Origin of the sequence: Janthinobacterium sp. HH102, from assembly GCF_001758625.2 — a bacterium.
In the GTDB taxonomy this organism is placed as follows: Bacteria; Pseudomonadota; Gammaproteobacteria; order Burkholderiales; family Burkholderiaceae_D; genus Janthinobacterium.
The window spans coordinates 1204843-1228736 of sequence record NZ_CP062062.1; the positions used below are offsets into that span (position 1 = coordinate 1204843).

Below are 23894 nucleotides of genomic sequence, written 5' to 3' on the forward strand. Positions count from 1 at the left end.
AAAGCGGGTATGGGAGGATGGAGAAAGCGAATGCCGGGTTTTAACGACTCGGATAGGGGTTCAGAATTTGCCCCAGCCTGAAAGGGCGCAGACTTCCATCTGGTGTAATAGTCGTTATAAAACAGTATTGTCTCCAAGTAGTCATTATTTTTCAATCACCCCGAAGGGATTAAGTTCACCCTTCGGGGAGAACTGCGCCTCTAGGGAAACTACCCGAGGTACAGCATGAAAGTAACCGTTAGTAGCCATACCGGTTCTGCGTCCTCGCATGCTCCGTCTGAATGGGCCGCCATCAACTGGCGGCTCGTTCAACGGAACGTGAGAGCCATGCAGTGTCGATTAACGAAGGCCACACAGGAAGGTGACTGGCGCAGGGCAAAAGCTCTGCAAAGGTGGCTGACCCACTCGTTTAGCGCAAAAGCACTCGCAGTTAAACGGGTGACCGAAAATCAAGGTAAACGGACCGCAGGGGTGGATCAGCAATTATGGGATTCACCGCAGCAGAAATTTGCAGCAATTGCGAGATTGAAGAAGCAAGGCTACAGACCCTTGCCACTACGGAGGGTCTATATTCCCAAGTCAAATGGAACGATGCGCCCGTTGGGCATTCCAACCATGCGTGACAGGGCAATGCAAGCGCTTCATCTGCTAGCCCTTGATCCAATCTTGGAAACGTTGAGTGACCCGAATTCCTATGGGTTCAGGAAAAATCGTTCGACGGCCGACGCTATGTCGCAGATATTCCTCCAGACCTGCCGGAAAGTCTCGGCAACATGGGTATTGGACGCAGACATTGAGGGATTCTTCGATAATATCAATCACAACTGGATGATCGAGAATGTCCGCATGGACAAATCGATTTTAAAGAAGTGGTTGAAATCCGTAGTTGTTGACCGGCAGCAATTGATGGCAACCACAGCTGGAACACCACAGGGTGGCATTATCAGCCCTGCCCTTGCAAATTGGACACTGAACGGCCTTGAATCTGGACTTATGGCGCACCTTAGTGCGAAATTCGGAAAGACAAAGGCGGGAAGGCTAAAAGTCGGAGTAGTTCGATATGCGGACGATTTTGTCGTAACTGGCGCTTCGAAAGAACTGTTGGAGGACGAAATTAGGCCATGGATTGAAGGATTCCTCGCAGTCAGGGGTCTACGACTATCCGTAGCCAAGTCCAAGATCTTGCACATTGACGACGGCTTCGACTTCTTGGGGTGGAACTTCCGAAAATATTCCGGAAAACTGCTCATTAAGCCTAGTAAGAAGAACGTGAAAACGTTCTATGCCAAGCTTAGCAAGACGATCAGTGAAAACGTTGGGGCAAGGCAAGAGAATCTTATTCGACTGCTGAACCCCATGCTACGAGGTTGGGCGCAGTATCACAGCCCCGTGGTCGCGAAGGAGGCGTTTTCGGCAATGGAGTCGCTATTGTTCTGGCGGCTCCGTCGGTGGGCTGCACGCAGACATCCGATGAAAAGCAGTGATTGGATACGCCATAGGTACTGGCGCCCGATTGAGCTTAGAAGTCAGGTATTTGCAGCGGACGTTGTCACGAAAGAAGGCAGTAAGGGCGTATTGGAAATGTACTCTTTGCCGGGTACAGCCATCGTGCGTCACACGAAAATCAAAGGGGAGTACCATCCCTATGATCTGCAATGGGAAATGTATGGGGAAACCCTTCGCCAGGAACGTATGTTGAAAAACATGCAGTACCGGCGCGAGTGGGCGAGACTTTACCTTGACCAACGTGGCCTGTGCGCAATGTGTGGATACGAGATGGACATGGAAACCGGATGGCATGACCACCACATTGAATATCGTGTGGCAGGTGGCTCTGATGCCCTAGAAAATCGAGTACTATTGCATCCAAACTGCCATGCTCAAGTGCATAGCCAAAAACTAGAAGTTGTAAAGCCGGTTCCTGTATAGGAATTTTTATTATGCTTGAGCCGTGTGCGGTGAAAGCCGCACGCACGGTTCTTAGGGGGGAGAGTTTCCAGTAATGGGATTCTCCTACCCTACTTCATTACCGAGGTTCCCCACCCATGAGTCAGCCAGCCGCCGCGAAACGCCTTATCCTGATCGTTGACGATGACCAGCTCCTGTTGGAATTCCTCGGCGAAGTCCTGCGCCATGCCGGCTACGAGACGGCCCTGGCCAATTCGGCCGAAGTGGCGCTGCAGCTGGTCGCCCAGCGCGAGCCGGACCTGGCTTTGCTCGACATCCACATGCCGGGCATGTCCGGCCTGGAACTGGCCAAGCGCCTGCATGGCGAGACGGGCGTGCCGTTCATGTTCCTGTCCGGCAGCGGCGACAGCGAATCGGGCAAGCAGGCGGCCGCCTACGGCGCCGTCGGCTATGTCGTCAAGCCCGTCGACGAGGGCCGCTTGATGCCCGCGTTCGAAGCGGGCCTGGCCCGTGCCGATGAAATCCGCCAGCTGCGCCGCACCGAGCTGAACCTGAACGCGGCCCTGGCCGCCGGCCGCGAAACGAGTTTGGCCGTGGGTTTGCTGATGGGCAAGTTCCAGACGGACCGCAACACAGCGTTCGAGGTGCTGCGCGACCATGCCCGTTCCAGCCGCCGCAAGATCAATGAAATCGCCAGCCAGCTGCTGCTGGCCGAGGAAACCCTGAACGGCTTGCACGGCGCATTTTTGAACCGGGCAAAGACCAAGTAAGCGTATCCTCTCGCGCCCGCATGCCTGCCTTGCTATGATGTGGCGATACGGCGCGCTGGCGCGCCTGGTTCAACCATAGACAGGACATACATGAAAACCAAAGCAGCGATTGCCTGGAAGGCGGGCGCCCCGCTGACCATCGAAGAAGTCGACCTGGCCGGCCCGCGCGAGGGCGAAGTACTGGTCGAGATCAAGGCCACGGGCATTTGCCACACCGATTACTACACCCTGTCGGGCGCCGACCCTGAAGGCATCTTCCCGTCCATCCTCGGCCATGAAGGCGCCGGCATCGTCGTCGACGTGGGCCCGGGCGTGAAAAGCCTGAAGAAGGATGACCACGTCATTCCGCTGTACACGCCGGAATGCCGCCAGTGCAAATTCTGCCTGTCGCAAAAGACCAACCTGTGCCAGTCGATCCGCTCGACCCAGGGCCGCGGCCTGATGCCGGACGCCACCTCGCGCTTCTCCATCGACGGCAAGCCCATCTTCCACTACATGGGCACCTCCACCTTTTCGAACTACATCGTCGTGCCGGAAATCGCGCTCGCAAAAATCCGCGAAGACGCACCGTTCGACAAGGTCTGCTACATCGGCTGCGGCGTCACCACCGGCGTGGGCGCCGTGCTGTTTACGGCCAAGGTCGAGGCGGGCGCGAATGTCGTCGTGTTCGGCCTGGGCGGCATCGGCCTGAACGTGATCCAGGCGGCGAAGATGGTCGGCGCCGATAAAATCATCGGCGTGGACATCAACCCGGCGCGCCAGGACATCGCGCGCAAGTTCGGCATGACGCATTTCGTCAATGCCAACGAAGTTGAAAACGTGGTCGACACCATCGTGCAGCTGACGGACGGCGGCGCCGACTATTCGTTTGAATGCATCGGCAACACCACCACCATGCGCCAGTCGCTCGAGTGCTGCCACAAGGGCTGGGGCCAGTCCATCATCATCGGCGTGGCGGCAGCGGGCCAGGAAATCTCCACGCGTCCATTCCAGCTGGTGACGGGGCGCGTGTGGAAAGGCTCCGCTTTCGGCGGCGCGCGCGGCCGCACGGACGTGCCGAAGATCGTCGACTGGTACATGGAAGGCAAGCTCAATATCGACGACTTGATCACGCACCGTCTGAAGCTCGACGACATCAACCAGGGTTTCGACCTGATGAAGAGCGGCGAATCGATCCGCTCCGTCGTGCTGTACTAATACATTACGCCGTACCACGGCGTTTTTGCGGAGGCTGCGGCCTCCGTTTTTTTTGCCCCGCGTGCCATCCATCGTCCGTGTCTGCCATCCAGGCAGGTCTTTTTGCAGCCTGTCGCACCGCGCTGGAGCCGTGCGCCATCCGCCGCTACAGTCGATGCTCCACTACTTTTGCGACGAGGCAGCCATGTCCACTTCCCACCGTTTGATCCTCAGTCTGGCCGGTATTGTGCTTGGCGGCAGCGCGCTGGCCGTGCAGCCGCCGCAGCCGCCCGCGCCACCGGCCGCACCGGCCGCGCCGAGCAAGCAGATCAATATTTCCATGGGCAGCGGCGATGGCTATGCGCTCGTCGACAGCAGCGAGGATAGCGTCACCATGGCCGGCACCGATGTCGACGGCCAGCAGATCAAGCAGCTGCAGCGTACGCTCAAGGGACAGTTCCTGTGGTTCCGCGACCAGGGCAAGGGTTATGTGACGCAGGATGCCGCGCTGCTGGCCCGCGTGCGCGACGCCTGGAAACCCTCGCAAGATCTGGGCTTTCAGATGAGCGGCCTGGGCAAGCAGATGAGCGAACATGGCAAGGCGATGGGCGAACTGGGCAGCAAGATGGGCGCCCATGGCGCGGCGCAGGCGAACGTCGGCGCGCGCGATGTGGCGCAACTGCAGGTGCTGGGCCGCCAGCAGCAGGAACTGGGCCGCAAGATGGGCGAGGCGGCACGCCGCCAGGCGCAGGCGACCACGGAGACGGCGCGCCGCGCGGCCGGGCGCGAGGTGGAACGCCTGCAGCAGCAGATGGAAGATGCGCAGGACGCCATGGAAGAGGTCAACGACCGCATTGCCACCGCGCAAGAACGCGAGGCGGACAAGGTGGATGCGCTGTCGCGCCAGATGGATCAGCGGGGCAAGCCGATGGAAACCCTGGGCAAGCAGATGGAAGCGCTGGGACGCCAGCAGGAAAAAGCCACCAAGGCAGCCGACAAGGCCACGCGCCAGGTGATTGCCCAGGCGCTCAGCGAAGGCAAGGCCAAGCCGGTGCGCTAGACTTGGTTCCAGCTGGCGGCTACGGCCCGGTATTGCGCCGGCAGCTGCGCCCTGGCCTCGTCTTCGCTCGCATACACCTCATCCTGCAGCGTATCCCAGCGAGCGTCGCAGCTGAAACGGTAGACGCGCGCCTCGCCCGCATACTGGCACACGGCCAGGCCGTGGATGGCGATGGGGGCGGTGCCGACTTCACTGGCGACGTGGCCGAAGGGCTGGTCGGACCAGGCCCAGGCCAGTACGCGGGCGCCGTCGAGGTGGGTGGGTGGTGTCATGGGGATACAGGCCGTTGTGTCGGGATGCCGATTGTAGCGCGCGTGGGTAAAATGGCGCGACCGCTGGACAAATGCACAGTATTTTTAGCCATGCCGGTATAATCACGGGATGCAAAATCTTCTTCACAACCTCAATCCCGAACAATTGGCTGCCGTCACCCTGCCGGCCCAGCATGCGCTGATCCTGGCCGGCGCCGGTTCGGGCAAGACCCGCGTGCTGACCACCCGCATCGCGTGGCTGATCCAGACCCAGCAGGTATCGCCGCCCGGCATCCTGGCCGTGACCTTTACGAATAAAGCCGCCAAGGAAATGCTCACGCGCCTGTCGGCCATGCTGCCGATCAACACGCGCGGCATGTGGATCGGCACCTTCCACGGCCTGTGCAACCGCTTGCTGCGCACGCATTACCGCGATGCGGCCTTGCCGCAGACGTTCCAGATCCTCGATTCCCAGGATCAGCTATCCGTGATCAAGCGCTTGTTGAAGGCGAACAACATTGATGATGAGAAATTCCCGCCGAAGACGGTGATGTATTTCATTAACAATGCCAAGGACCAGGGTTTGCGCGCCACGGACGTGGAAGCGTATGACGCGCACGAGCGCAAGATGGTCGAGCTTTACCAGTTGTACGACGACCAGTGCCAGCGCGAAGGCGTCGTCGATTTTGCGGAACTGTTGCTGCGCACGTATGAGTTGCTGAGCCGCAACCAACCGTTGCGCGAGCATTACCAGGCGCGTTTCCGCCACATTTTGGTGGACGAGTTCCAGGATACGAACAACCTGCAATACAACTGGTTGAAATTGCTGGCCGGCCACGGCAGCCGCGATGGCGGCGCCCTGTTTGCCGTCGGCGACGATGACCAGAGCATCTACGCGTTCCGCGGCGCGAATGTCGGCAACATGAGCGCCTTCGAGCACGAGTTCCAGGTGAAGAACTTGATCAAGCTGGAGCAGAACTACCGCTCGCACGGCCACATCCTCGACAGCGCCAACGTGTTGATCGCGAACAATAGCAAGCGCCTGGGCAAGAATTTGCGCACGGACGCGGGCCATGGCGAGCAGGTGCGCGTGTATGAAGCCAGTTCCGATTTGCAGGAAGCGCAGTGGATCATCGAAGAGGCGAAAAGCCTGATCGCCGATGGCGCCTCGCGCAGCGAAATCGCCATTCTGTACCGTTCGAATGCGCAGTCGCGCGTGATCGAACATGCGCTGTTCTCGGCCGCGATTCCATACCACGTGTATGGCGGCCAGCGCTACTTCCAGCGCGCCGAGGTCAAGCACGCAATTGCCTATTTGCAGTTGATGGACAATCCGCACAATGACTCCGCTTTCTTGCGCGTGGTCAATTTCCCCACGCGCGGCATCGGCATGCGCTCGATCGAGCAATTGCAGGCCGCGTCGGAACAGTACGGCATTTCGCTGTACGCATCCGTGCCGTATGTGGCGGGCAAGGCGGGCAGCGTGCTGGCCGGTTTCGTCAAACTGATCGAAGGCGTGCGCTTCGAAACGCAGCAATTATCTCTGCCGGAAATGGTCAGAGTCGTGCTGGAAGCGAGTACCTTGCTGCAACACTATCAGAATGAAAAGGAAGGCGCCGACCGCATCGAGAATCTGGAGCAGATGGTCAGCGCGGCCAGCCAATTCATTTCCGAGGAAGGTTTTGGACAGGGCGCACCGGCCCACCTGGGGCCAGCCGCCCAGGCGCAGTCGGGCGCGCCCGTCGCCAACCAGGATGGCATCGAAATTTTAGATGCCGACGCGCCGCTGCCGGCCGTGATGTCGCCGCTCTCCGCCTTCCTCTCGCACGCGTCGCTGGAAGCGGGCGACAACCAGGCGCAGGCGGGCCAGGATGCGCTGCAGATGATGACGGTACATTCGGCCAAGGGCCTGGAATTCGACAATGTGTTCATTACGGGCCTGGAAGAGGGCCTGTTCCCGCACGAAAGCAGTTCGAAGGAAGACAACGGCGTGGAAGAGGAACGCCGGCTGATGTACGTGGCCATCACGCGCGCGCGCAAGCGGTTGTACATGAGCTTTTCGCAGACGCGCATGTTGCACGGCCAGACGCGCTACAACATGAAGTCGCGCTTCTTCGACGAGTTGCCGGAAGAGTCCTTGAAATGGCTGTCGCCGAAGGTGCAGGCCAACTGGTTCGGCAACCGCAAGTCGGCCTGGGACGAGGCGCCCAAGGTGGCCAGCCTGGGGTCGGACAATGCGATTGCGCAAAAGATCGCGCAAAAGGCCACGGGCGGCGGCTGGCGCATCGGCGAATCGGTGGCGCACGCCAAGTTCGGCGAAGGCGTGATCGTCAATATCGAAGGCGGCGGCGGCAATGCGCGCGCGCAGATCAACTTCGGACAGCACGGCATGAAGGTGCTGGACCTGGGAATTGCCAAGCTGGAACGTCTGGGACGGTGATGTGGTACGCGGGATGGCTGACGATGGCGTCGGATTACGCCTTCGGCTAATCCGACCTACGCCAGGAACGGTGATCTGGTCTGGCGCGTAGGTCGGATTAGCGCAGCGTAATCCGACCTCATTGTTGGCCTCGCAGCGTCGGATTACGCGGCGTGCCGCCGCTAATCCGACCTACGCTGTGGCATTGCAAGGCATTCGAGAGCGCGTAGGTCGGATTAGCGCAGCGTAATCCGACATCATTGTTGGCTTTGCAAGGCATTCGATATATAAAAAAGGGGCAGCCTGCGCAGGCTGCCCCTTTTTACATCTGGCCGGTGATCACTCTCCGGTCTTGTCCAGCGACACCGTCTTGCTCTCATCGACGGGCAGGCCGAAGATTTGCCGGTAGGCGGCGTAGAACGAGCAATGCATGATGATGGTGAGTATCATCGACAGGGGCATCATCAGCTGCATCATCAGCGGCGTGCGGCCAAAGATGACGGCCAGTAACTGGCTGGTGACGACGCTGATGGCGAACCAGGTGGCGGCGAAGACGATGAAGGCCGACAGCGAACGCCAGACGGCGAAAAAGCTGAAGAACAGCGCCTTGCCCAGGCCGGTTTGGCGCCAGTAGATCAGCGGCGCGGCAAAGCAGAAGGCCATGGCGGCCGGCACATACAGCACGATGGCCAGCAGGATGCCCAGGCCCAGGCGCGAGTCGGGGATGGCGGCGCGTGCCGCTTCTTCCGTCAGTTGCCCCGTGACCAGTTTCCACAGCAAGCCGTCGTCCACCAGGGTCGAGGCGCCGATGGCAACGATGGCCATCAGGATGTACAGCACGCCCAAGCCGAACAGGGAAGGAAACGCGGGTTTGCGGAAGCCCGAAATCAACAGGCTGGGCAGGACGCGCTTGCCCTGGTCGATATTCAGGCAACCTTGCACGAAGGCCACGGAAAACACGGGCACCAGGATGACGGGCAGCAATTGGCCCAGCACGGGCACGATGCTGACGGCCAGCATGCAGAACATATAGCCGAGAAACAGCATCGACATGCCGCCAGGTTGCTTGCGAAACAGGGAGAATCCCTGTTTCACCCATTGCCAACCTGTACTTGCAGGTAATTTTTCCATGTTTAAAACAGTTCCGGAGCAGGTGTGGCGATACGTTCGCGCAGAATGCGTTCGAAATGCGTGGGATCGTGCGGTGTCAGCATTTCCGCTTCGCGCGGCTGGTAATAATCGTACAGGCGCGACAGCCAGAAACGCAGCGCGGCGGCGCGCAGCATCGGTTGCCATGCCGTTTGTTCTTCGTGCGTAAACGGGCGCACGGCCTGGTAGGCGTCGAGCAGGGCGCGCACGCGCACCTTGTCGAGCACGCCCGTGGCCAGGTCCACGCACCAGTCGTTGACGGTGACGGCCACGTCGAACAGCCAGGTGTCGCAGCCGGCAAAGTAAAAGTCGAAAAAGCCCGTCAGGCGCTCGCCGTCAAACATGACGTTGTTGCGGAACAAGTCGGCATGCACGGGACCGCGCGGGATGGCCTTATACGTATCGCAGGCAGCAAAGGCGTCCTGGAAGTGGATTTCCGCGCGCAGCAGGTGCGCCCTGGCATCGTCGAGATGGTGCAAGACCAGCGGCGTGGTGGCGTTCCACCAGTCCAGGCCCCGCAGATTCGGCTGCTGCAGGGGGAAGTCCTGCGCCGCCAGGTGCATCTTCGCCAGCATGGCGCCCACGGCGGCGCAATGCACGGCTTGCGGCGCCATCTGCGAGCTGCCGTCGAGTTTGCTGACGACGGCGGCCGGCTTGCCTTGCAGGGCCGTCACCAGTTCGCCGTCCGCATTGGCGATCGGCGCGGGCACCAGCACGCCCCGGTCCGCCAGGTGGCGCATCAGTTGCAGATAGAACGGCAATTGCTCGAAGCTGAGGTTTTCAAAGATCGTCAGCACAAACTCGCCGCGCTCCGTGCTCAGGAAGAAATTGCTGTTTTCGATGCCGGACGCGATGCCCTTGAGCGCCAGAGGTTTGCCGACTGGAAACTGCGTGATCCACTGGCCGATATCGTCCAGGTGTAGCGCGGTAAAAACTGCCATGGGAAAGAAATGAATGGTCTAAAAGGTCAAAAAAAGCCGGCTGCCCCCGCGCATGGCCGGGGCAGGGCAGAAGAGAGTGGCTGCTTACTTCGCTGGTGCGGGCGGTGCTGGCGCGTCCGCTGCCTCTTCATCGCGTTGTTTCTGTTTTTTCTTGCCCAGATCAAATTCCAGCACTTTCCATTGCGGGCCGCGCAGGGCGTTGCCGTTGGCCTGGTCGGCGCCGGCGGCCGGCTTCATGTAATAGGTGCTGCCGCCGCTGGTGACTTTCACTTCGCTGGTGACGCCCGCTTCGCGTTTTTCGGTAATCTGCTGCTTGGCGGCGGCCGGCGCCACGGTGATGGGCGCTTCGCCCATTTCCTCGATGCGTTCCAGTTGTGGCGGCGCGTCGCTCGGTTTGGCCGGCGTCTGGGCGCTGGCAATGGCTGAACATGCCAGCAGGGGCAGGGCGAGGAATGTCCAGAGTGTCGATGTACGCATCATGATGGGTTCGCTTCCATGTGTGGGACTGCAGCGCGTGCAGTGGTGTAATGCCGTCAATTTATCTATAAGGCATTGTAACAAACTGATAGGCAATGCTGTTTAAATGAGCGGAAATGGCTGGCAGCGGCGGCACGCATGCCAGTTCGGGGCCGCCAGGGTGGCAAAAACGCCAGAAACGGCACGCGTTGCGGCCGGTGGCGCGGCCCTAAACTCTGCGATAATTGTGCGATATTCCACCCGCCCGCCGCTGTTTCTTCCCGGCTGGCACGGCTCACCTTATTTTATTGGCATTATGCAAAACACCCTGCTGTTAGTCGACGGTTCCAGTTACCTTTATCGCGCCTTCCATGCGCTGCCCGACCTGCGCAGCCCGGACGGTTACCCCACGGGCGCCATGCATGGCATGGTCAACATGCTGCGCCGCCTGCGCGCCGATTACCCGGCCGCCTACATCGCCTGCGTGTTCGACGCCAAGGGTAAAACTTTCCGCGATGATATGTATCCCGAATACAAGGCCACGCGCGCCTCGATGCCGGACGACCTGCGGCTGCAGATCGAACCGATCCACGAAGCCGTGCGCGCCATGGGCTGGCCGATTCTGATGGTCGACGGCGTCGAAGCCGATGATGTGATCGGCACCCTGGCCGTGCAGGCGGCGGCCGCCGGCATGAACGTGGTGGTGTCGACGGGCGACAAGGATCTGGCGCAGCTGGTCAACAGCCAGGTGATGCTGATCAATACCATGAGCAATGAAAAGCTCGACGAAGCGGCCGTGCTGGCCAAGTTCGGCGTGCCGCCCAACCGCATCATCGATTATCTGTCGCTGATCGGCGATACGGTCGACAACGTGCCGGGCGTGTCGAAATGCGGGCCGAAAACGGCAGTCAAGTGGCTGACCCTGTACGACAGCCTGGAAGGCGTGATGGAAAACGCGGCCAAGGTGGGCGGCGCCGTGGGGGAAAACCTGCGCACGGCCCTGCCATGGCTGCCGCAGGCGCGCGCCTTGATCACCGTCAAGACCGATTGCGATCTGTCCGGCCACATGACGACGATTGCCGATTCGCTGGTGGCGAAACACGAAGACAAGGAAGCACTGCTGGCCTTCTTCAACCGCTACGGCTTCAAGGCGCTGCTGCGCGAACTGGGCGCGGCGCCGCCGCCGATGTCGCCCGTCGGCGCACCGCCTGCCGCCGGCGCCTCCGCCGTCAACACGACGGGCGACATGTTTGCCGACGCGGCGCCAGCGGTGGAAGCCGAGTATGAAACCGTGCTGACGGATGCCCAGCTCGACAAATGGATCGCGCTGATCGATGCGGCTGCCCTGACGGCCGTCGACACGGAAACCACCTCGCTGGAACCGATGACGGCGCAAATGGTCGGCATTTCCCTCTCCGTGGCCGAGCACGCCGCCTGTTACATCCCGCTGGCCCACGACTACGCGGGCGCGCCGGAACAGTTGACGCGCGAACACGTGCTGGCGAAATTGCGCCCGTGGCTCGAAGATGAAACCAAGCCCAAGCTGGGCCAGAACCTGAAATATGACAGCCACATCTTCGCCAACCATGGCGTGACGTTGCGCGGCATCGCCCACGACACCTTGCTCGAATCGTATGTATTCGAATCGCACAAGAAACACGACATGGACAGCCTGGCCCTGCGCCACCTGAACTACGCGACCATCCCGTTCGAGGACGTGTGCGGCAAGGGCGCCAAGCAGATCACCTTCAACCAGGTCGAGGTGGAGCAGGCGGCAAAGTACGCGGCCGAAGATGCCGACGTCACCTTGCGCTTGCACAATGCCATGTGGGGCAATGTGGCGAACGACGAAAAACTCACGTTTATCTATGAAAAGATCGAGATGCCGACGGCCGTGGTCTTGCAAAAGATCGAGCGCAACGGCGTGCTGATCGACGACGAATTGCTCAACATCCAGTCGGCCGAGCTGGCCGTAAAGATCCTCGAGCTGGAAAAGAAGGCGTATGAACTGGCCGAGCAGCCGTTCAACCTGGGTTCGCCCAAGCAGATCGGCGAAATCTTCTTCGAGAAATTGAAGCTGCCGGTGGTCAAGAAGACCCCGACGGGCGCGCCCTCGACGGATGAAGAAGTGCTGCAAAAGCTGGCCGAGGATTATCCGCTGCCGAAAGTGCTGCTCGAGTACCGCGGCATGGCCAAGCTGAAGTCGACGTATACCGATAAATTGCCGAAGATGATCAACGTTACGACGGGCCGCGTGCATACGAACTATGCGCAAGCCGTGGCCGTGACGGGGCGGCTGGCGTCGAACGACCCGAACTTGCAGAATATTCCCATCCGCAGTGCGGAAGGCCGCCGCATCCGCGAAGCGTTTATTGCGCCGCCGGGCAGCCATATCGTGTCGGCCGACTATTCGCAGATCGAATTGCGCATCATGGCGCATATCTCTGGCGACGAAGCGATGCTGCGCGCGTTTGCCGACGGCATCGATATTCACCGCGCCACGGCCGCTGAAATCTTCGGCGTGCCGGCCGCGGAAGTGCAGAGCGAACAGCGCCGCTACGCCAAAGTGATCAACTTCGGTTTGATCTACGGCATGAGTGCATTCGGCCTGGCCGGTAATCTGGGCGTGGACCGCACGGCCGCACAAAGCTATATCGACCGTTACTTTGCCCGTTTTTCCGGAGTGAAACAGTACATGGAAGACACGCGCCAGCAAGCCAAGGCGCGCGGCTACGTGGAAACCGTGTTTGGCCGCCGTTTGTGGTTGCCAGAAATTAATTCGCCGAACGGCCCGCGCCGCCAGGGCGCGGAACGGGCCGCGATCAACGCGCCGATGCAGGGCACGGCTGCCGACCTGATCAAGCTGGCCATGATCGCCGTGCAAGGCTGGCTGGAAACGGACGGCTTGCAGACGAAGATGATCATGCAGGTGCACGATGAACTGGTGTTGGAAGTGCCGGACGCGGAACTGGAACTGGTCAAGCGCAAGCTGCCGGAACTGATGGCCGGCGTGGCCGCGCTGAAAGTGCCGCTGACGGCCGAGGTAGGCGTAGGCAGGAACTGGGACGAAGCGCATTGATGCTGCGTCGGCTTACGCGGGGCATGCCCCGCTAAGCCGACCTACATGTTTAATTCAGCAATGACCGTAGGCCGAACACATGTTTACTTGAGCAATGACCGTAGGTCGGCTTAGCGCAGCGTAAGCCGACATTGTTTGTCAACTGGGATGAAGCGCATTGATGCTGCGTCGGCTTACGCGGGGCATGCCCCGCTAAGCCGACCTACATGTTTAATTCAGCAATGACCGTAGGCCGAACACATGTTTACTTGAGCAATGACCGTAGGTCGGCTTAGCGCAGCGTAAGCCGACATTGTTTGTCAACACACCTTTCAGGAGTAACGCATGAGCGACATGATCACCGATTGTGAAAGTTTGCTGGGCCAGAGCAGCGTGTCCGGGCCGGACGGCAGGCGCGGTTTCCTGAAGGTGGCGCTGGGCGCGGGCTTTGCCGTGGCCGTGCTGCCCGTGGCGGCGCAAAACGTCATCAAGACGGATTCCGCCGGGCTCGTCACGGGCACCATGTCGGTGATGGTCGATGGCCAGGCCGTGCCCGTGTATGCGGCCCAGCCGGAAGGCAAGACGGGTTTGCCCGTGGTATTGGTTATTTCGGAAATCTTTGGCGTGCATGAACATATCGCCGACATGGCGCGCCGCTTCGCCAAGCAGGGTTACCTGGCGCTGGCGCCCGACCTGTTCGTGCGCCAGGGCGATCCCACCAAGGTGACCAGCATCCCGGAATTGATGAAAGGCATCATCGCCAAGACGCCGGATGCGCAAGTGATGGCGGACCTCGATGCGGTTGTTGCGTGGGCGAAACAGAATGGCGGCGACACGAGCCGCCTGGGCATCACGGGCTTTTGCTGGGGCGGCCGCATCACGTGGCTGTACGCGGCGCACAATCCGGCCGTCAAGGCGGGCGTGGCCTGGTATGGCCGCCTCGTGGGCGAAGCGACTGCCTTGCAGCCGAGCAACCCCATCGACATCGCCGCCACCTTGAAAGTGCCCGTGCTGGGCTTGTATGGCGGCAAGGATACGGGCATCACGCAGGAATCGATCGCGAAGATGAAGGAGGCGCTGGCCAAGGGCGGCAACCAGTCGGAATTCGTCGTGTATCCCGATGCGGGCCACGCCTTCAATGCCGATTACCGCCCCAGCTATGTGGCGGCCGATGCGAAAGACGGCTATGCGCGCTGCCTGGCCTGGTTCAAAAAGCATGGCGTTGCCTGAGGTTGCAAGCTGAACGGCGCTAAAAGTGCCTGATTGCCACATTTTTTTCCAGAAGTTGCCGCGAAAGGCGCACCGGGCTGTAAAATGCCCGGTTCGCGTCAATGCAGTACAATTGCATCTTCAATGCGCCACGCTGCCGCCAAGCGCGCACAAGATTGAATAATAAGCAACATCATACAGATCAAGCCAGACGCCAGCATTGCGGGCGCCCGTAGGCCGGCGCCATTTTGAGGTAAGAAAATCATCGATCCCGTCCTTATATCCATTTTGCTCGCGACCACGATCGCGGGCGTCTTCAGCATTACTGCGGCGGCGATCTTTTCGTTTGCATTCCTGTCCAAAGTGGTCGAGCGCATGGTCAGCTTGTCCGTCGGCATCATGTTGTCGACGTCCTTGCTGCATGCCTTGCCCGAAGCGTTCGAATCGCAGGCGGACCCGCGCAGCCTGTTCGCCACCTTGCTGGCGGGCTTGCTGGCCTTTTTCATGCTGGAAAAATTCGCCATCCTGCGCCATTCGCACCACCACGAAGGCGACGGCCACCACCATGCGCACGGCCACGACAAGCACGAGGCGGGCAAGGCCGGCTGGATGATCCTGGTCGGCGACGGCATGCACAACTTTACGGACGGCATCCTGATCGCGGCCGCCTTCCTGGCCGACCCGAAGCTGGGCCTGGTCACGGGCCTGGCCATCATCGCGCATGAAATCCCGCAGGAAATCGGCGATTTTATTGTACTGCTCAACGCCGGCTTCTCGCGCCTGCGCGCCTATGTCTTCAATCTGCTGTGCAGCCTGATGGCGGTGGCCGGCGGCCTGCTCGGCTATTTCACCCTGGACCGCGCCAGCAATCTGATCCCGTACGTGCTCGTGTTCGCCTCGTCCGGCTTCATCTATATCGCCTTGTCCGACCTGATGCCGCAGATGCAGCGCCGCGCCACCTTGCGCGAAACCATCCCGCAAGTGCTGCTGATCGCGCTGGGCGTATGTATCGTGCTGTTCCTGACGCATAAGCGCCACGGCGGTTGATGCACTGATTCGGTGCCGCAGTACCACTTATGCTATATTGCCTTTCTGACTAACTTGCACAGAAAGGAGGAAAATATCATGGAAGAAAACTTGTTGCTCGCCTTGTGGCGCGCACGCTCTTTTAGCGCATTTGCCAGCTCTTGCCCACGTTCTATCGCGCTGCGATAACCTGGCCAGAGCAAAGTTACCCTCCTCTACGAGTCCTTTCCTGGTACTCCGTTGTCGTTAGCGCTCCTGTTAACGCGGATGCTTGCATCCCGAACAAAGACAAGAGCCATGACTACCCTGATTTCTACCCAAGCTTTACAACTGGATACCCACGACGGTTTCCTCTTCAACGAACTCGCCTTTACCCTGCGCCAGGGCGACCGCATCGGCCTGATCGGCCACAATGGCTGCGGCAAATCCACCTTGCTGGGCTTGCTCAGCGGCACGCGGGAAGCCACTGCCGGCACCATCCACTATGCTCGGGCCTGCCGCCTGCAGCACGTGGAGCAGCATTTGCCGGCCGAACTTGCCAGCCTGAGCCTGTACGACGCCTTGCTGGCGCCCGTGCTGGAGCAGCCCGAGTTGCATTGGCGTGTCGACAGCCTGCTTGCCGAACTGGGTTTCGACCTTGATACGGCGCAAGTGCCCGTGCATTCCCTGTCCGGCGGCCAGCACACGCGGCTGCTGCTGGGACGCGCCCTGCTGCAGGAGCCGAACGTGCTGCTGCTCGACGAGCCGAGCAATCATCTGGACTTGCCGTCGCTGCTGTGGCTGGAGCAATTCCTGCTGCGCTGGCGCGGCGCCTTCATCCTCGTCTCGCACGACCAGCGCCTGCTCGACAACGTGGCCACGCGCAGCTGGATCTTGCGCGATAGCCGCCTCTACGATTTCGACTTGCCGTGCGGTCCCGCGCTGGCGGCCCTGGCCGAAGCCGATCGTGCCGCTGCCGCCCGCCATGCGGCCGAACAGAAGGAAATCGACCGCCTGTCCGCCAGCAGCGCCCGCCTGGCCCTGTGGGGCCGCACCTACGACAATGAAGACCTGGCGCGCAAGGCCAAGACCATGCAGCGGCGCATCGACAAATTGAAGGATGCGCAATCGTTCGTCAGCGATGGCGCACCGTGGCGTTTGAGTTTGCGCGGCAAGCCGCTGGCGGCCGACCAGTTGCTGGCGCTCGATGCCCTGGACGTGCGCGCCGTGCCCGCTTCCCCGCTGCTGTTCCACGTCGGCCAGCTGTGGCTGAAACCGGGCGACCGGGTCGCCTTGCTGGGTGCCAACGGCAGCGGCAAGTCGTCCCTGCTGCGCCTGTGCTGGCAAGCGATCCAGGCGCAGGAGGAGCGCAGCGACTTGCGCTACCACCACGCCGCCAGCATCGGTTACTACGACCAGTCGCTCAGGCAACTGGCCGATACGGCCGATTTGTCCGACGCCCTGTACCCGTTTGCCGTGCAGAACGAGGCGGCGCGCAGCCAGGTGGCGCGCAAGCAAGCGTTGATCTCGGCCGGTTTCCCGTATGCGCGCCATGGCCAGACGGTGGCGACCCTGAGCGGCGGCGAGCGGGCGCGGCTGCTGTTCCTGGGGCTGTCCTTGGCCAGCTATCATTTATTGTTGCTCGATGAACCCAGCAACCACCTGGACATGCAGGGCAAGGCGGAGCTGGGGCAAGCCTTGCGCGGCTTTGCAGGCGGCTGCCTGCTGGTGTCGCACGACCGCGACCTGATCGAAACGGCCTGCAACCGCTTTTGGGTGGTGGCCGATGGCCGGCTGGAAGAGTGGCTGGACGCCGGCAGCGCGTATGCACGGTTGAGTGCCGAGGATGGACAGGCGCCGTTGCCGGTGCCGCGCGTGGAAACGGCTGCGCTTGCGCCAGCGCAAACCGACGTTGATGTTCAACTGGAACGCTTGTGCGAACTGGAGCAATTGCTGGCGGAAGACCTGGCGAGAAAACCGCGCCACCAGAAGCCGGCCAGCCAGCAGGCGTGGCAGGCGGAACTGGCGCAGTTGAATCAATCGCTGGGGATAAGTTCATAGTTATCCACGGGTAAAAAAATGGCGGACCATCTGGTCCGCCATTTTTTAATTACCCGTCGCCACAGGCCGCGCCGGATCGGCGCACCATTCGCTCCACGAGCCCGGATACAGGGCCGCGCCAGGTAAACCGGCCACTTCCAGGGCCAGCAGGTTGTGGCATGCCGTCACGCCGGAGCCGCACTGCAGGATAGTAGATTCAGCCGTGCTGATTAGGCCCGCGAATTCCTGCTCCAGTTCTTTAGCGGATTTGAAGCGGCCGTCTGCCTGCAGGTTATCCTTGAAGAAACGGTTTTTCGCGCCCGGGATGTGGCCGCCCACGGGGTCGATGGTTTCGTTTTCGCCCCGGTAGCGGTCGGGGGCGCGCGCGTCAATGACCGTCAAGGCCTGGGTTTCCAGGTTGGCAACGACGTCCTGCACGCTGACCGTGCGCGTCAGGCTGGCCTTTTCCGTCAGCTTGCCGACAGGGCGCGGTGCCACGGGCGTGACCAGCGGCAAGCCTTGTGCCTGCCAGGCGGCCAGGCCGCCGTCGAGCACGGCCACATTCGGGTGGCCGAGCCAGCGCAGCAGCCACCACAAACGGGCGGCGAACATGCCGCCCTGGCCATCGTACGCCACCACTTGCGTGTCGTCATTGATACCCCAGCCGCGCAGGGTGGCCAGCAGGGCGTTGCGGTCGGGCAAGGGATGCCGTCCCGTAAATTGGGGGCCACGGGCCGTCTTGGGGCCGGACAAGGCCGTGTCGATGTCGGCGAACTGCGCGTTCTGGATATGCCCGGCGGCAAACGCGTCGCTGCCCGCTGCCGGGTTGAGCAAGTCGTGGCGGCAATCAAGGATGACCCAGTGGCTGTCATTCAGGTGGTCGGCCAGTTCGCTGGCCTGGATCAAGGTGGTGTACATCAGCAACGCTCCTTTACACTTCGCTGGCGATGGGATCCGTGCGCGCGATGGCGGCGCCACGGGCCGTGTTGCGGGTATTGTAATAGGTGGCCGCGATGCCCGAGACGAGAATGATGGCGATGCCGGCCCAGCCATGCCAGTCGAACAGGTCGCCGAAGATCACCACGCCCCAGAAGCTGGAAAAGACGATGCCTGTGTACTGTAAATTGGCAACCACGAGGGTCTTGCCCAAGCGATAGGAGCGCGTCATGGCCATTTGCGCCATGGTGGCGCACAAGCCGATGGCGGCCAGCAAGCCGATGCCGTAGGCGCTCGTGTGCATGTGCCAGACGACGGGGCCGCCGCCGGCGCTGGCCACGTGGCCGATCACGCCGGCCAGGAAATTGACGACGGAGAAATAAAACACGACCCGGTATTCGGGCTCGCCCAGCAAGCCCAGTTTGCGCACCTGCAAGTAGGCGAGGGCCGACAGCATGCCGGAAATCAAGGCCGTGATGGCGCCGGCCAGCTGGTCCGTCTCGAACACAGGTTGCAGCAGCAGGGTCACGCCGACAAAGCTCATGGCAATCGCTGCCACCAGCGGCCACTCGACCTGTTGCATGCCTTTCCACCAGCCGCCGGCGAGTAAAATCACGGCGATCCAGATGGGCGCCATGTAATTGAGGGTCATGGCCGTGGCCAGCGGCAGGATGGCGATGGCATAAAACCACAGCCACAGGGCGATCACGCCCACCACGCCGCGCCACAGATGCTGGCCCGGCATCGTGGTTTTAAAGCTGCCGCCCTGGTACAGAATCGTGCAGCTCATGACGATCATGCCGATGATGCCGCGGTACATGACGATTTCGGACGTCGAATACAGATCCGACGCCAGTTTCACGCACACGCCCATGATGGCGAACATAAAGCTGGCAAACAGCATCCAAAGTGACTGCATGAGTAATCCTGACGATGAAAATGAAAAAGGCCGCGCAATGCGGCCCCTTGAGGAACTACAGTTCGATATTGCTGCGGTACCACTCGTGGAAGTGCTGCATGCCGTCTTCCATGGGCGATTGGTAAGGGCCCACTTCGTTCACGCCGCGCGCAATCAGGACCTTGCGGCCCGCATCCATGCGCTGGGCGATTTCATCGTCCTCGACACAGGTTTCCATGTAGGCAGCCCGTTCCGCTTCGACGAAGTCGCGCTCGAACAGTACGATTTCTTCGGGGTAATAGAACTCTACCACGTTGCGCGTTTTTTGCGGGCCGTCGGGCCACAGGGTCGAGACGACCAGCACGTGCGGATACCATTCGACCATGATGTTCGGATACAGGGTCAGCCAGATGGCGCCATACGGCGGCGCTTCGCCGCCGCGGAATTGCAGCACCTGCTCCTGCCATTTCTTGTAGGCAGGCGAGCCGGCCTGCTGCAGGCCGCGGTGCACGCCCACCGTCTGCACGCTGTAATCCTTGCCGAATTCCCAGCGCAGGTCGTCGCAGCTGACGAAGCTGCCCAGGCCCGGGTGGAACGGTTCGACGTGATAATCCTCGAGGTAGACTTCGATGAAGGTCTTCCAGTTGTAGTCGCACTCGTGGATTTCCACGTGGTCGAACATGTAGCCGGAAAAATCGAGGTCTTTCGAGACGGACAAATCTTTCAATTTTTCCATCACGTTGTAGCCATTTTGCTCGAACAGCAAGCCATTCCAGCTTTGCAGCGGCGTTTTCGACAGGTTCAGGCACGGCGTCTCGGGGAAGTGCGGCGCGCCGATCAATTCACCCTTGAGGTCGTAGGTCCAGCGGTGCAGCGGGCAAACGATGTTATTTGCGTTGCCGCGGCCATTGAACATCAGCGCCTGCCGGTGGCGGCACACGTTGGACAGCACTTCGATGCCATTGGCGTTGCGCACGAGCATGCGCCCTTCGTTCTCAGACGCCAGGGTCGCAAAATCGCCGGTTTCCGGCACCATCAGCTCGTGCCCGACATAGCGCGGGCCGGCTTGGAACAATTGCTGCATTTCACGCTGCAACAGCGTTTCGTCAAAATAGACGTGGACCGGAAGTTGCGCGTTTGAACGCGCCAGCTTGGCGTGAGTAGCCAGATCGGACATCCCAACCCCCCATAAATGTACAACGGTCAGCAGTGCCCCAGGCCATTCCCTGGGCAACCGCTACAGAGAGAAAGAATCCGCAAAGACCTGAATTCAAATTTGTTGAAACGGTATTTCGGACAGAACCGGCGATTATAGCGCGTATCGGCCTCGGCATTATCAAACCCGCCCGGTAAATAAGCTTTTAATGAGAAACATTGTCATTTGGCGTGCAATTTCCGGTAGCAAGGGGTGATTCGGCTAAAATCCACTGACAAGCTGGCAACGCTATTGACTTTGAGCGCGCCGATTGCGCTTAAGTTTTCACTTAATAGTGTGGTTTGTTCTAAAATAACGCTTCTATGCTGGCCGGGAGTCCCCGGCGTCTCCCTACAAGCCCCTCGTGCCACGAAGAGATCTGAGTCTATGTCGAAGAAATTAACTGCCGCTGCCGCAGCGCCGGCCTCGTTTGAAGAGGCGATGGCGGAACTGGCGCAGCTGGTAACGCAAATGGAAGCGGGCCAGTTGCCGCTGGAAGCATCAGTCGCGGCGTACCAGCGCGGCTCGGAACTGGTCAAGTATTGCGCTACCCAGCTCGACAGTGTCGAAGCGCAGGTGAAAGTATTGGAAGGCGACATGTTGAAACCGTTCGTGGATGCCGGCGAGGCCGCCCAATGATGGCCAATGTGCAACAAGACGGCGTGACCTTCGGCGACTGGATGCAAGCGACCCAGTCCGGCGTGGAAGGCCGGCTCGACCAATTCCTGCCGGCGGCAGACGTCGTGCCGCACAAGCTGCACGCTGCCATGCGCTATGCGCTGCTGGGCGGCGGCAAGCGCGTGCGCCCGCTGCTGGTGATGGCGGCCGGCGAACTGTTTGATGCGGATCAAGACACGCTCGCGCGCGCAGCTTGCGCGCTGGAAATGATTCATGTGTATTCGCTCGTGCATGACGACATGCCGTGCATGGATGACGATGCCTTGCGCCGTGGCAAGCCCACCGTGCACATCGCCTATGATGAAGCGACCGCCCTGCTGGTCGGCGACGCGCTGCAATCGCAGGCGTTCATGCTGCTGGCCGACGGCGCGGCGATTCCTCCCGCGCGGCAGATGGCGATGATCCGGCTGCTGGCGCACGCGTCCGGTTCCGCAGGCATGTGCGGCGGCCAGGCGATCGACCTCGATAGCGTCGGCCTGGCCTTGACCTTGCCGCAGCTGGAACAGATGCATCAACTGAAAACGGGTGCCTTGCTGCGCGCAGCCGTGATCCTCGGCGCGCTGGCGGGCAAGGATTTGACGGCGGACGAGATGACGGCGTTGAACGCGTATGCGCGCGCCGTCGGGCTGGCGTTCCAGGTGGTCGACGACGTGCTCGACGCGACGGCCGATTCGGCCACCCTGGGCAAGACGGCGGGCAAGGATGCTGCCGCCAACAAGCCTACCTACGTATCGATACTGGGGCTGGAACCATCGCGGGCCCTGGCAGAACAATTGCGGTGCGACGCCCATGCGGCGCTGGCGCCATTCGGGGACAAGGCACGCCGTTTGCGCGAGCTGGCGGACCTGGTCGTGCAGCGGAAGGCATAAATGAAACTGTTAGAAACCATCAATGAACCAGCGCAAGTGCGCAAGCTGGCCCGCTCGCAACTGGTGCCGCTGGCGCAGGAATTGCGCAGCTTCCTGCTCGATTCCGTTTCCAAGACGGGCGGCCACTTGTCGTCCAACCTGGGCACGGTCGAGCTGACCGTCGCGCTGCATTACGTCTTCAACACGCCGCACGACCGCATCGTCTGGGACGTGGGCCACCAAACCTATTCGCACAAGATCCTGACGGGCCGCCGCGAGCGCATGCATACCTTGCGCCAGAAAGACGGCATTTCCGGCTTCCCGAAGCGCGACGAGAGCGAATACGACACCTTCGGCACGGCCCATTCGTCGACGTCGATCTCGGCCGCGCTGGGCATGGCCCAGGCCGCCAAGATCAAGGGCGACCCGCTGCATGCGATCGCCGTGATCGGCGACGGCTCGATGACGGCCGGCATGGCCTTCGAGGCGATGAACAATGCGGGCGTGCAGGAAGACGTCAACCTGCTGGTGATCCTGAACGACAACGACATGTCGATCTCGCCGCCTGTGGGCGCGCTGAACCGCCACCTGGCGCGATTGATGTCGGGCCAGTTCTATGCTGCGGCGAAAAATGTCGGCAAGTCCGTCCTGCCCGCCCCCGTGCTGGAACTGGCGAAGCGCTTTGAAGAGCACGCCAAAGGCATGGTCGTGCCCGCCACCATGTTCGAGGAATTCGGTTTCAATTACATCGGCCCCATCGACGGCCACGACCTCGATTCGCTGATCCCGACCTTGCAAAACATCAAGCAATTGAAGGGCCCGCAATTCCTGCACGTGGTGACCAAGAAGGGGCAGGGCTACAAGCTGGCCGAAGCGGAACCGATCCTGTACCACGGCACGCCGAAGTTCAATCCCTTGGAAGGCATCAAGCCGGCCACGGCACCGGGCAAGATGACGTACACGGAAGTGTTCGGCAACTGGCTGTGCGACATGGCCGCCCACGACAAGCGCCTGGTGGGCATCACGCCGGCCATGCGCGAAGGCTCGGGCATGGTCAAGTTCGAACAGCAATTCCCGACCCGCTACTTCGACGTCGGTATTGCCGAGCAGCATTCCGTGACGTTTGGCGCCGGCCTGGCCTGCGAAGGCTTGAAACCCGTCGTGGCCATTTACTCGACCTTTTTGCAGCGCGCCTACGACCAGCTGATCCACGACGTGGCCCTGCAAAACCTGGACGTGACGTTCGCGCTGGACCGCGCCGGCCTGGTGGGCGCCGATGGCGCCACGCACGCGGGCAATTACGACATGGCGTTCCTGCGCTGCATCCCGAACATGGTCGTCATGGCTGCGTCCGATGAAAACGAATGCCGCCAGATGCTGACGACGGGCTACCACTATCCGGGCCCCGCCGCTATCCGCTATCCGCGCGGCGCCGGTGCCGGCGTGGCCATCGTGCCGGAACTGACCAGCATCGAGATCGGCAAGGGCGAGATCAAGCGTCACGGCAAGCGCATCGCCATCCTGGCCTTCGGTTCGATGGTGGCGCCGAGCGTGGTGGCCGGTGACAAGCTCGACGCGACGGTGGCCAACATGCGCTTCGTCAAGCCGCTCGACGTGGCACTGGTGAAGCAGCTTGCTGCCGAGCATGATTACCTGGTGACGGTGGAAGAGGGCTGCATCATGGGCGGCGCCGGTTCGGCCGTGGCCGAAGCGCTGGCGGCGGAAGGCATCGTCAAGCCGATTTTGATGCTGGGCTTGCCCGACACTTTCATCGACCATGGCGACCCCGTGCAACTGCTGAAAAGCGTGGGCCTGGACGCCACCGGCATCGCCGCGTCGATCGAGCAGCGTTTTGGCGGCTCCCAGCCGCGCCTGGCTGTCGTCAGCTAAGTTGGCT

The 23894-nt window shown here is 61.1% G+C and carries 20 protein-coding genes; 12 read left to right on the top strand and 8 right to left on the bottom strand.

What is annotated here, in order from left to right; genetic code table 11:
- Positions 1-225 precede the first annotated feature (225 nt).
- From ltrA to JAB4_RS05480, 4 genes are all read left to right on the top strand, one after another.
- Positions 226-1929, top strand: coding sequence for a group II intron reverse transcriptase/maturase (ltrA, locus tag JAB4_RS05465; RefSeq protein WP_070222671.1), 1704 nt, complete (start codon positions 226-228; stop codon positions 1927-1929).
- A gap of 116 nt (positions 1930-2045) precedes the next feature.
- Positions 2046-2678: a response regulator gene (locus JAB4_RS05470; RefSeq protein WP_070222669.1), complete on the top strand. Its 633-nt coding sequence runs from the start codon at positions 2046-2048 to the stop codon at positions 2676-2678.
- A gap of 90 nt (positions 2679-2768) precedes the next feature.
- On the top strand, positions 2769-3875 hold the full coding sequence (locus JAB4_RS05475; protein WP_035824628.1) for an S-(hydroxymethyl)glutathione dehydrogenase/class III alcohol dehydrogenase: 1107 nt from the start codon (positions 2769-2771) through the stop codon (positions 3873-3875).
- A gap of 184 nt (positions 3876-4059) precedes the next feature.
- Positions 4060-4914: a hypothetical protein gene (locus JAB4_RS05480; RefSeq protein ID WP_139143696.1), complete on the top strand. Its 855-nt coding sequence runs from the start codon at positions 4060-4062 to the stop codon at positions 4912-4914.
- On the opposite strand, the gene JAB4_RS05485 is transcribed toward JAB4_RS05480, so the two are convergent.
- Positions 4911-5186, bottom strand: a complete 276-nt coding sequence (locus JAB4_RS05485) for a hypothetical protein (RefSeq protein ID WP_070222665.1) — start codon at positions 5184-5186, stop codon at positions 4911-4913. The two genes, JAB4_RS05480 and JAB4_RS05485, sit on opposite strands and share 4 nt — an antisense overlap.
- Positions 5187-5295: 109 nt before the next feature.
- Between JAB4_RS05485 and JAB4_RS05490 the strand changes: the two genes are divergently transcribed.
- A complete protein-coding gene (locus JAB4_RS05490) occupies positions 5296-7605 on the top strand; it encodes a UvrD-helicase domain-containing protein (protein WP_070222661.1) in 2310 nt (769 codons plus the stop codon).
- 318 nt (positions 7606-7923) lie between these two features.
- On the opposite strand, the gene JAB4_RS05495 is transcribed toward JAB4_RS05490, so the two are convergent.
- The 3 genes from JAB4_RS05495 to JAB4_RS05505 all read right to left on the bottom strand — a co-directional run bounded on the left by JAB4_RS05495 (position 7924) and on the right by JAB4_RS05505 (position 10154).
- Positions 7924-8715 (bottom strand): BPSS1780 family membrane protein, encoded by a 792-nt coding sequence (locus JAB4_RS05495; RefSeq protein ID WP_070222658.1) that lies wholly within the window; start codon positions 8713-8715, stop codon positions 7924-7926.
- A gap of 2 nt (positions 8716-8717) precedes the next feature.
- Positions 8718-9674, bottom strand: a complete 957-nt coding sequence (locus JAB4_RS05500) for a homoserine kinase (protein WP_070222656.1) — start codon at positions 9672-9674, stop codon at positions 8718-8720.
- A gap of 84 nt (positions 9675-9758) precedes the next feature.
- On the bottom strand, positions 9759-10154 hold the full coding sequence (locus tag JAB4_RS05505; protein ID WP_070222654.1) for a hypothetical protein: 396 nt from the start codon (positions 10152-10154) through the stop codon (positions 9759-9761).
- A 292-nt stretch (positions 10155-10446) separates the two neighbouring features.
- On the opposite strand from JAB4_RS05505, the gene polA reads away from it, so the two are divergent.
- Entirely contained in the window at positions 10447-13209 is a 2763-nt protein-coding gene (gene polA / locus JAB4_RS05510) for a DNA polymerase I (protein ID WP_070222652.1), read from the top strand.
- Between the two features lie 324 nt (positions 13210-13533).
- Positions 13534-14418: a dienelactone hydrolase family protein gene (locus tag JAB4_RS05515; RefSeq protein ID WP_070222639.1), complete on the top strand. Its 885-nt coding sequence runs from the start codon at positions 13534-13536 to the stop codon at positions 14416-14418.
- A 98-nt stretch (positions 14419-14516) separates the two neighbouring features.
- Here the strand turns inward: JAB4_RS05515 and JAB4_RS05520 are convergent, their stop codons facing one another.
- On the bottom strand, positions 14517-14798 hold the full coding sequence (locus JAB4_RS05520) for a hypothetical protein (RefSeq protein ID WP_175444771.1): 282 nt from the start codon (positions 14796-14798) through the stop codon (positions 14517-14519).
- Between JAB4_RS05520 and JAB4_RS05525 the strand changes: the two genes are divergently transcribed.
- Both JAB4_RS05525 and JAB4_RS05530 read left to right on the top strand, forming a co-directional pair.
- Positions 14686-15444 (top strand): ZIP family metal transporter, encoded by a 759-nt coding sequence (locus tag JAB4_RS05525; RefSeq protein ID WP_070222636.1) that lies wholly within the window; start codon positions 14686-14688, stop codon positions 15442-15444. The genes JAB4_RS05520 and JAB4_RS05525 overlap by 113 nt on opposite strands.
- Before the next feature lie 276 nt (positions 15445-15720).
- Positions 15721-17463, top strand: a complete 1743-nt coding sequence (locus JAB4_RS05530; RefSeq protein WP_070222634.1) for an ABC-F family ATP-binding cassette domain-containing protein — start codon at positions 15721-15723, stop codon at positions 17461-17463.
- 45 nt (positions 17464-17508) lie between these two features.
- On the opposite strand, the gene JAB4_RS05535 is transcribed toward JAB4_RS05530, so the two are convergent.
- From JAB4_RS05535 to JAB4_RS05545, 3 genes are read right to left on the bottom strand one after another with little or no spacing between them, the layout of a single operon-like run.
- Positions 17509-18360: a sulfurtransferase gene (locus JAB4_RS05535; protein ID WP_070222632.1), complete on the bottom strand. Its 852-nt coding sequence runs from the start codon at positions 18358-18360 to the stop codon at positions 17509-17511.
- 13 nt (positions 18361-18373) lie between these two features.
- Positions 18374-19297, bottom strand: a complete 924-nt coding sequence (locus JAB4_RS05540; protein ID WP_070222630.1) for a DMT family transporter — start codon at positions 19295-19297, stop codon at positions 18374-18376.
- Between the two features lie 55 nt (positions 19298-19352).
- Positions 19353-20453, bottom strand: coding sequence for an aromatic ring-hydroxylating dioxygenase subunit alpha (locus tag JAB4_RS05545; protein ID WP_070222628.1), 1101 nt, complete (start codon positions 20451-20453; stop codon positions 19353-19355).
- A 405-nt stretch (positions 20454-20858) separates the two neighbouring features.
- Here JAB4_RS05545 and JAB4_RS05550 point away from each other — a divergent pair, with 405 nt between their 5' ends.
- The 3 genes from JAB4_RS05550 to dxs are packed head-to-tail and all read left to right on the top strand — an operon-like array spanning position 20859 to position 23887.
- Complete coding sequence (locus JAB4_RS05550; RefSeq protein WP_046683420.1) at positions 20859-21110, top strand: exodeoxyribonuclease VII small subunit; 252 nt, start codon at positions 20859-20861, stop codon at positions 21108-21110.
- Positions 21107-22018 carry a polyprenyl synthetase family protein gene (locus JAB4_RS05555; protein WP_227742098.1) on the top strand — a complete coding sequence of 304 codons (912 nt, stop codon included), beginning with the start codon at positions 21107-21109 and terminating at the stop codon, positions 22016-22018. The genes JAB4_RS05550 and JAB4_RS05555 overlap by 4 nt, the downstream gene beginning before the upstream one ends.
- Positions 22019-23887: a 1-deoxy-D-xylulose-5-phosphate synthase gene (gene dxs / locus JAB4_RS05560; protein ID WP_070222626.1), complete on the top strand. Its 1869-nt coding sequence runs from the start codon at positions 22019-22021 to the stop codon at positions 23885-23887.
- Positions 23888-23894: the final 7 nt, after the last annotated feature.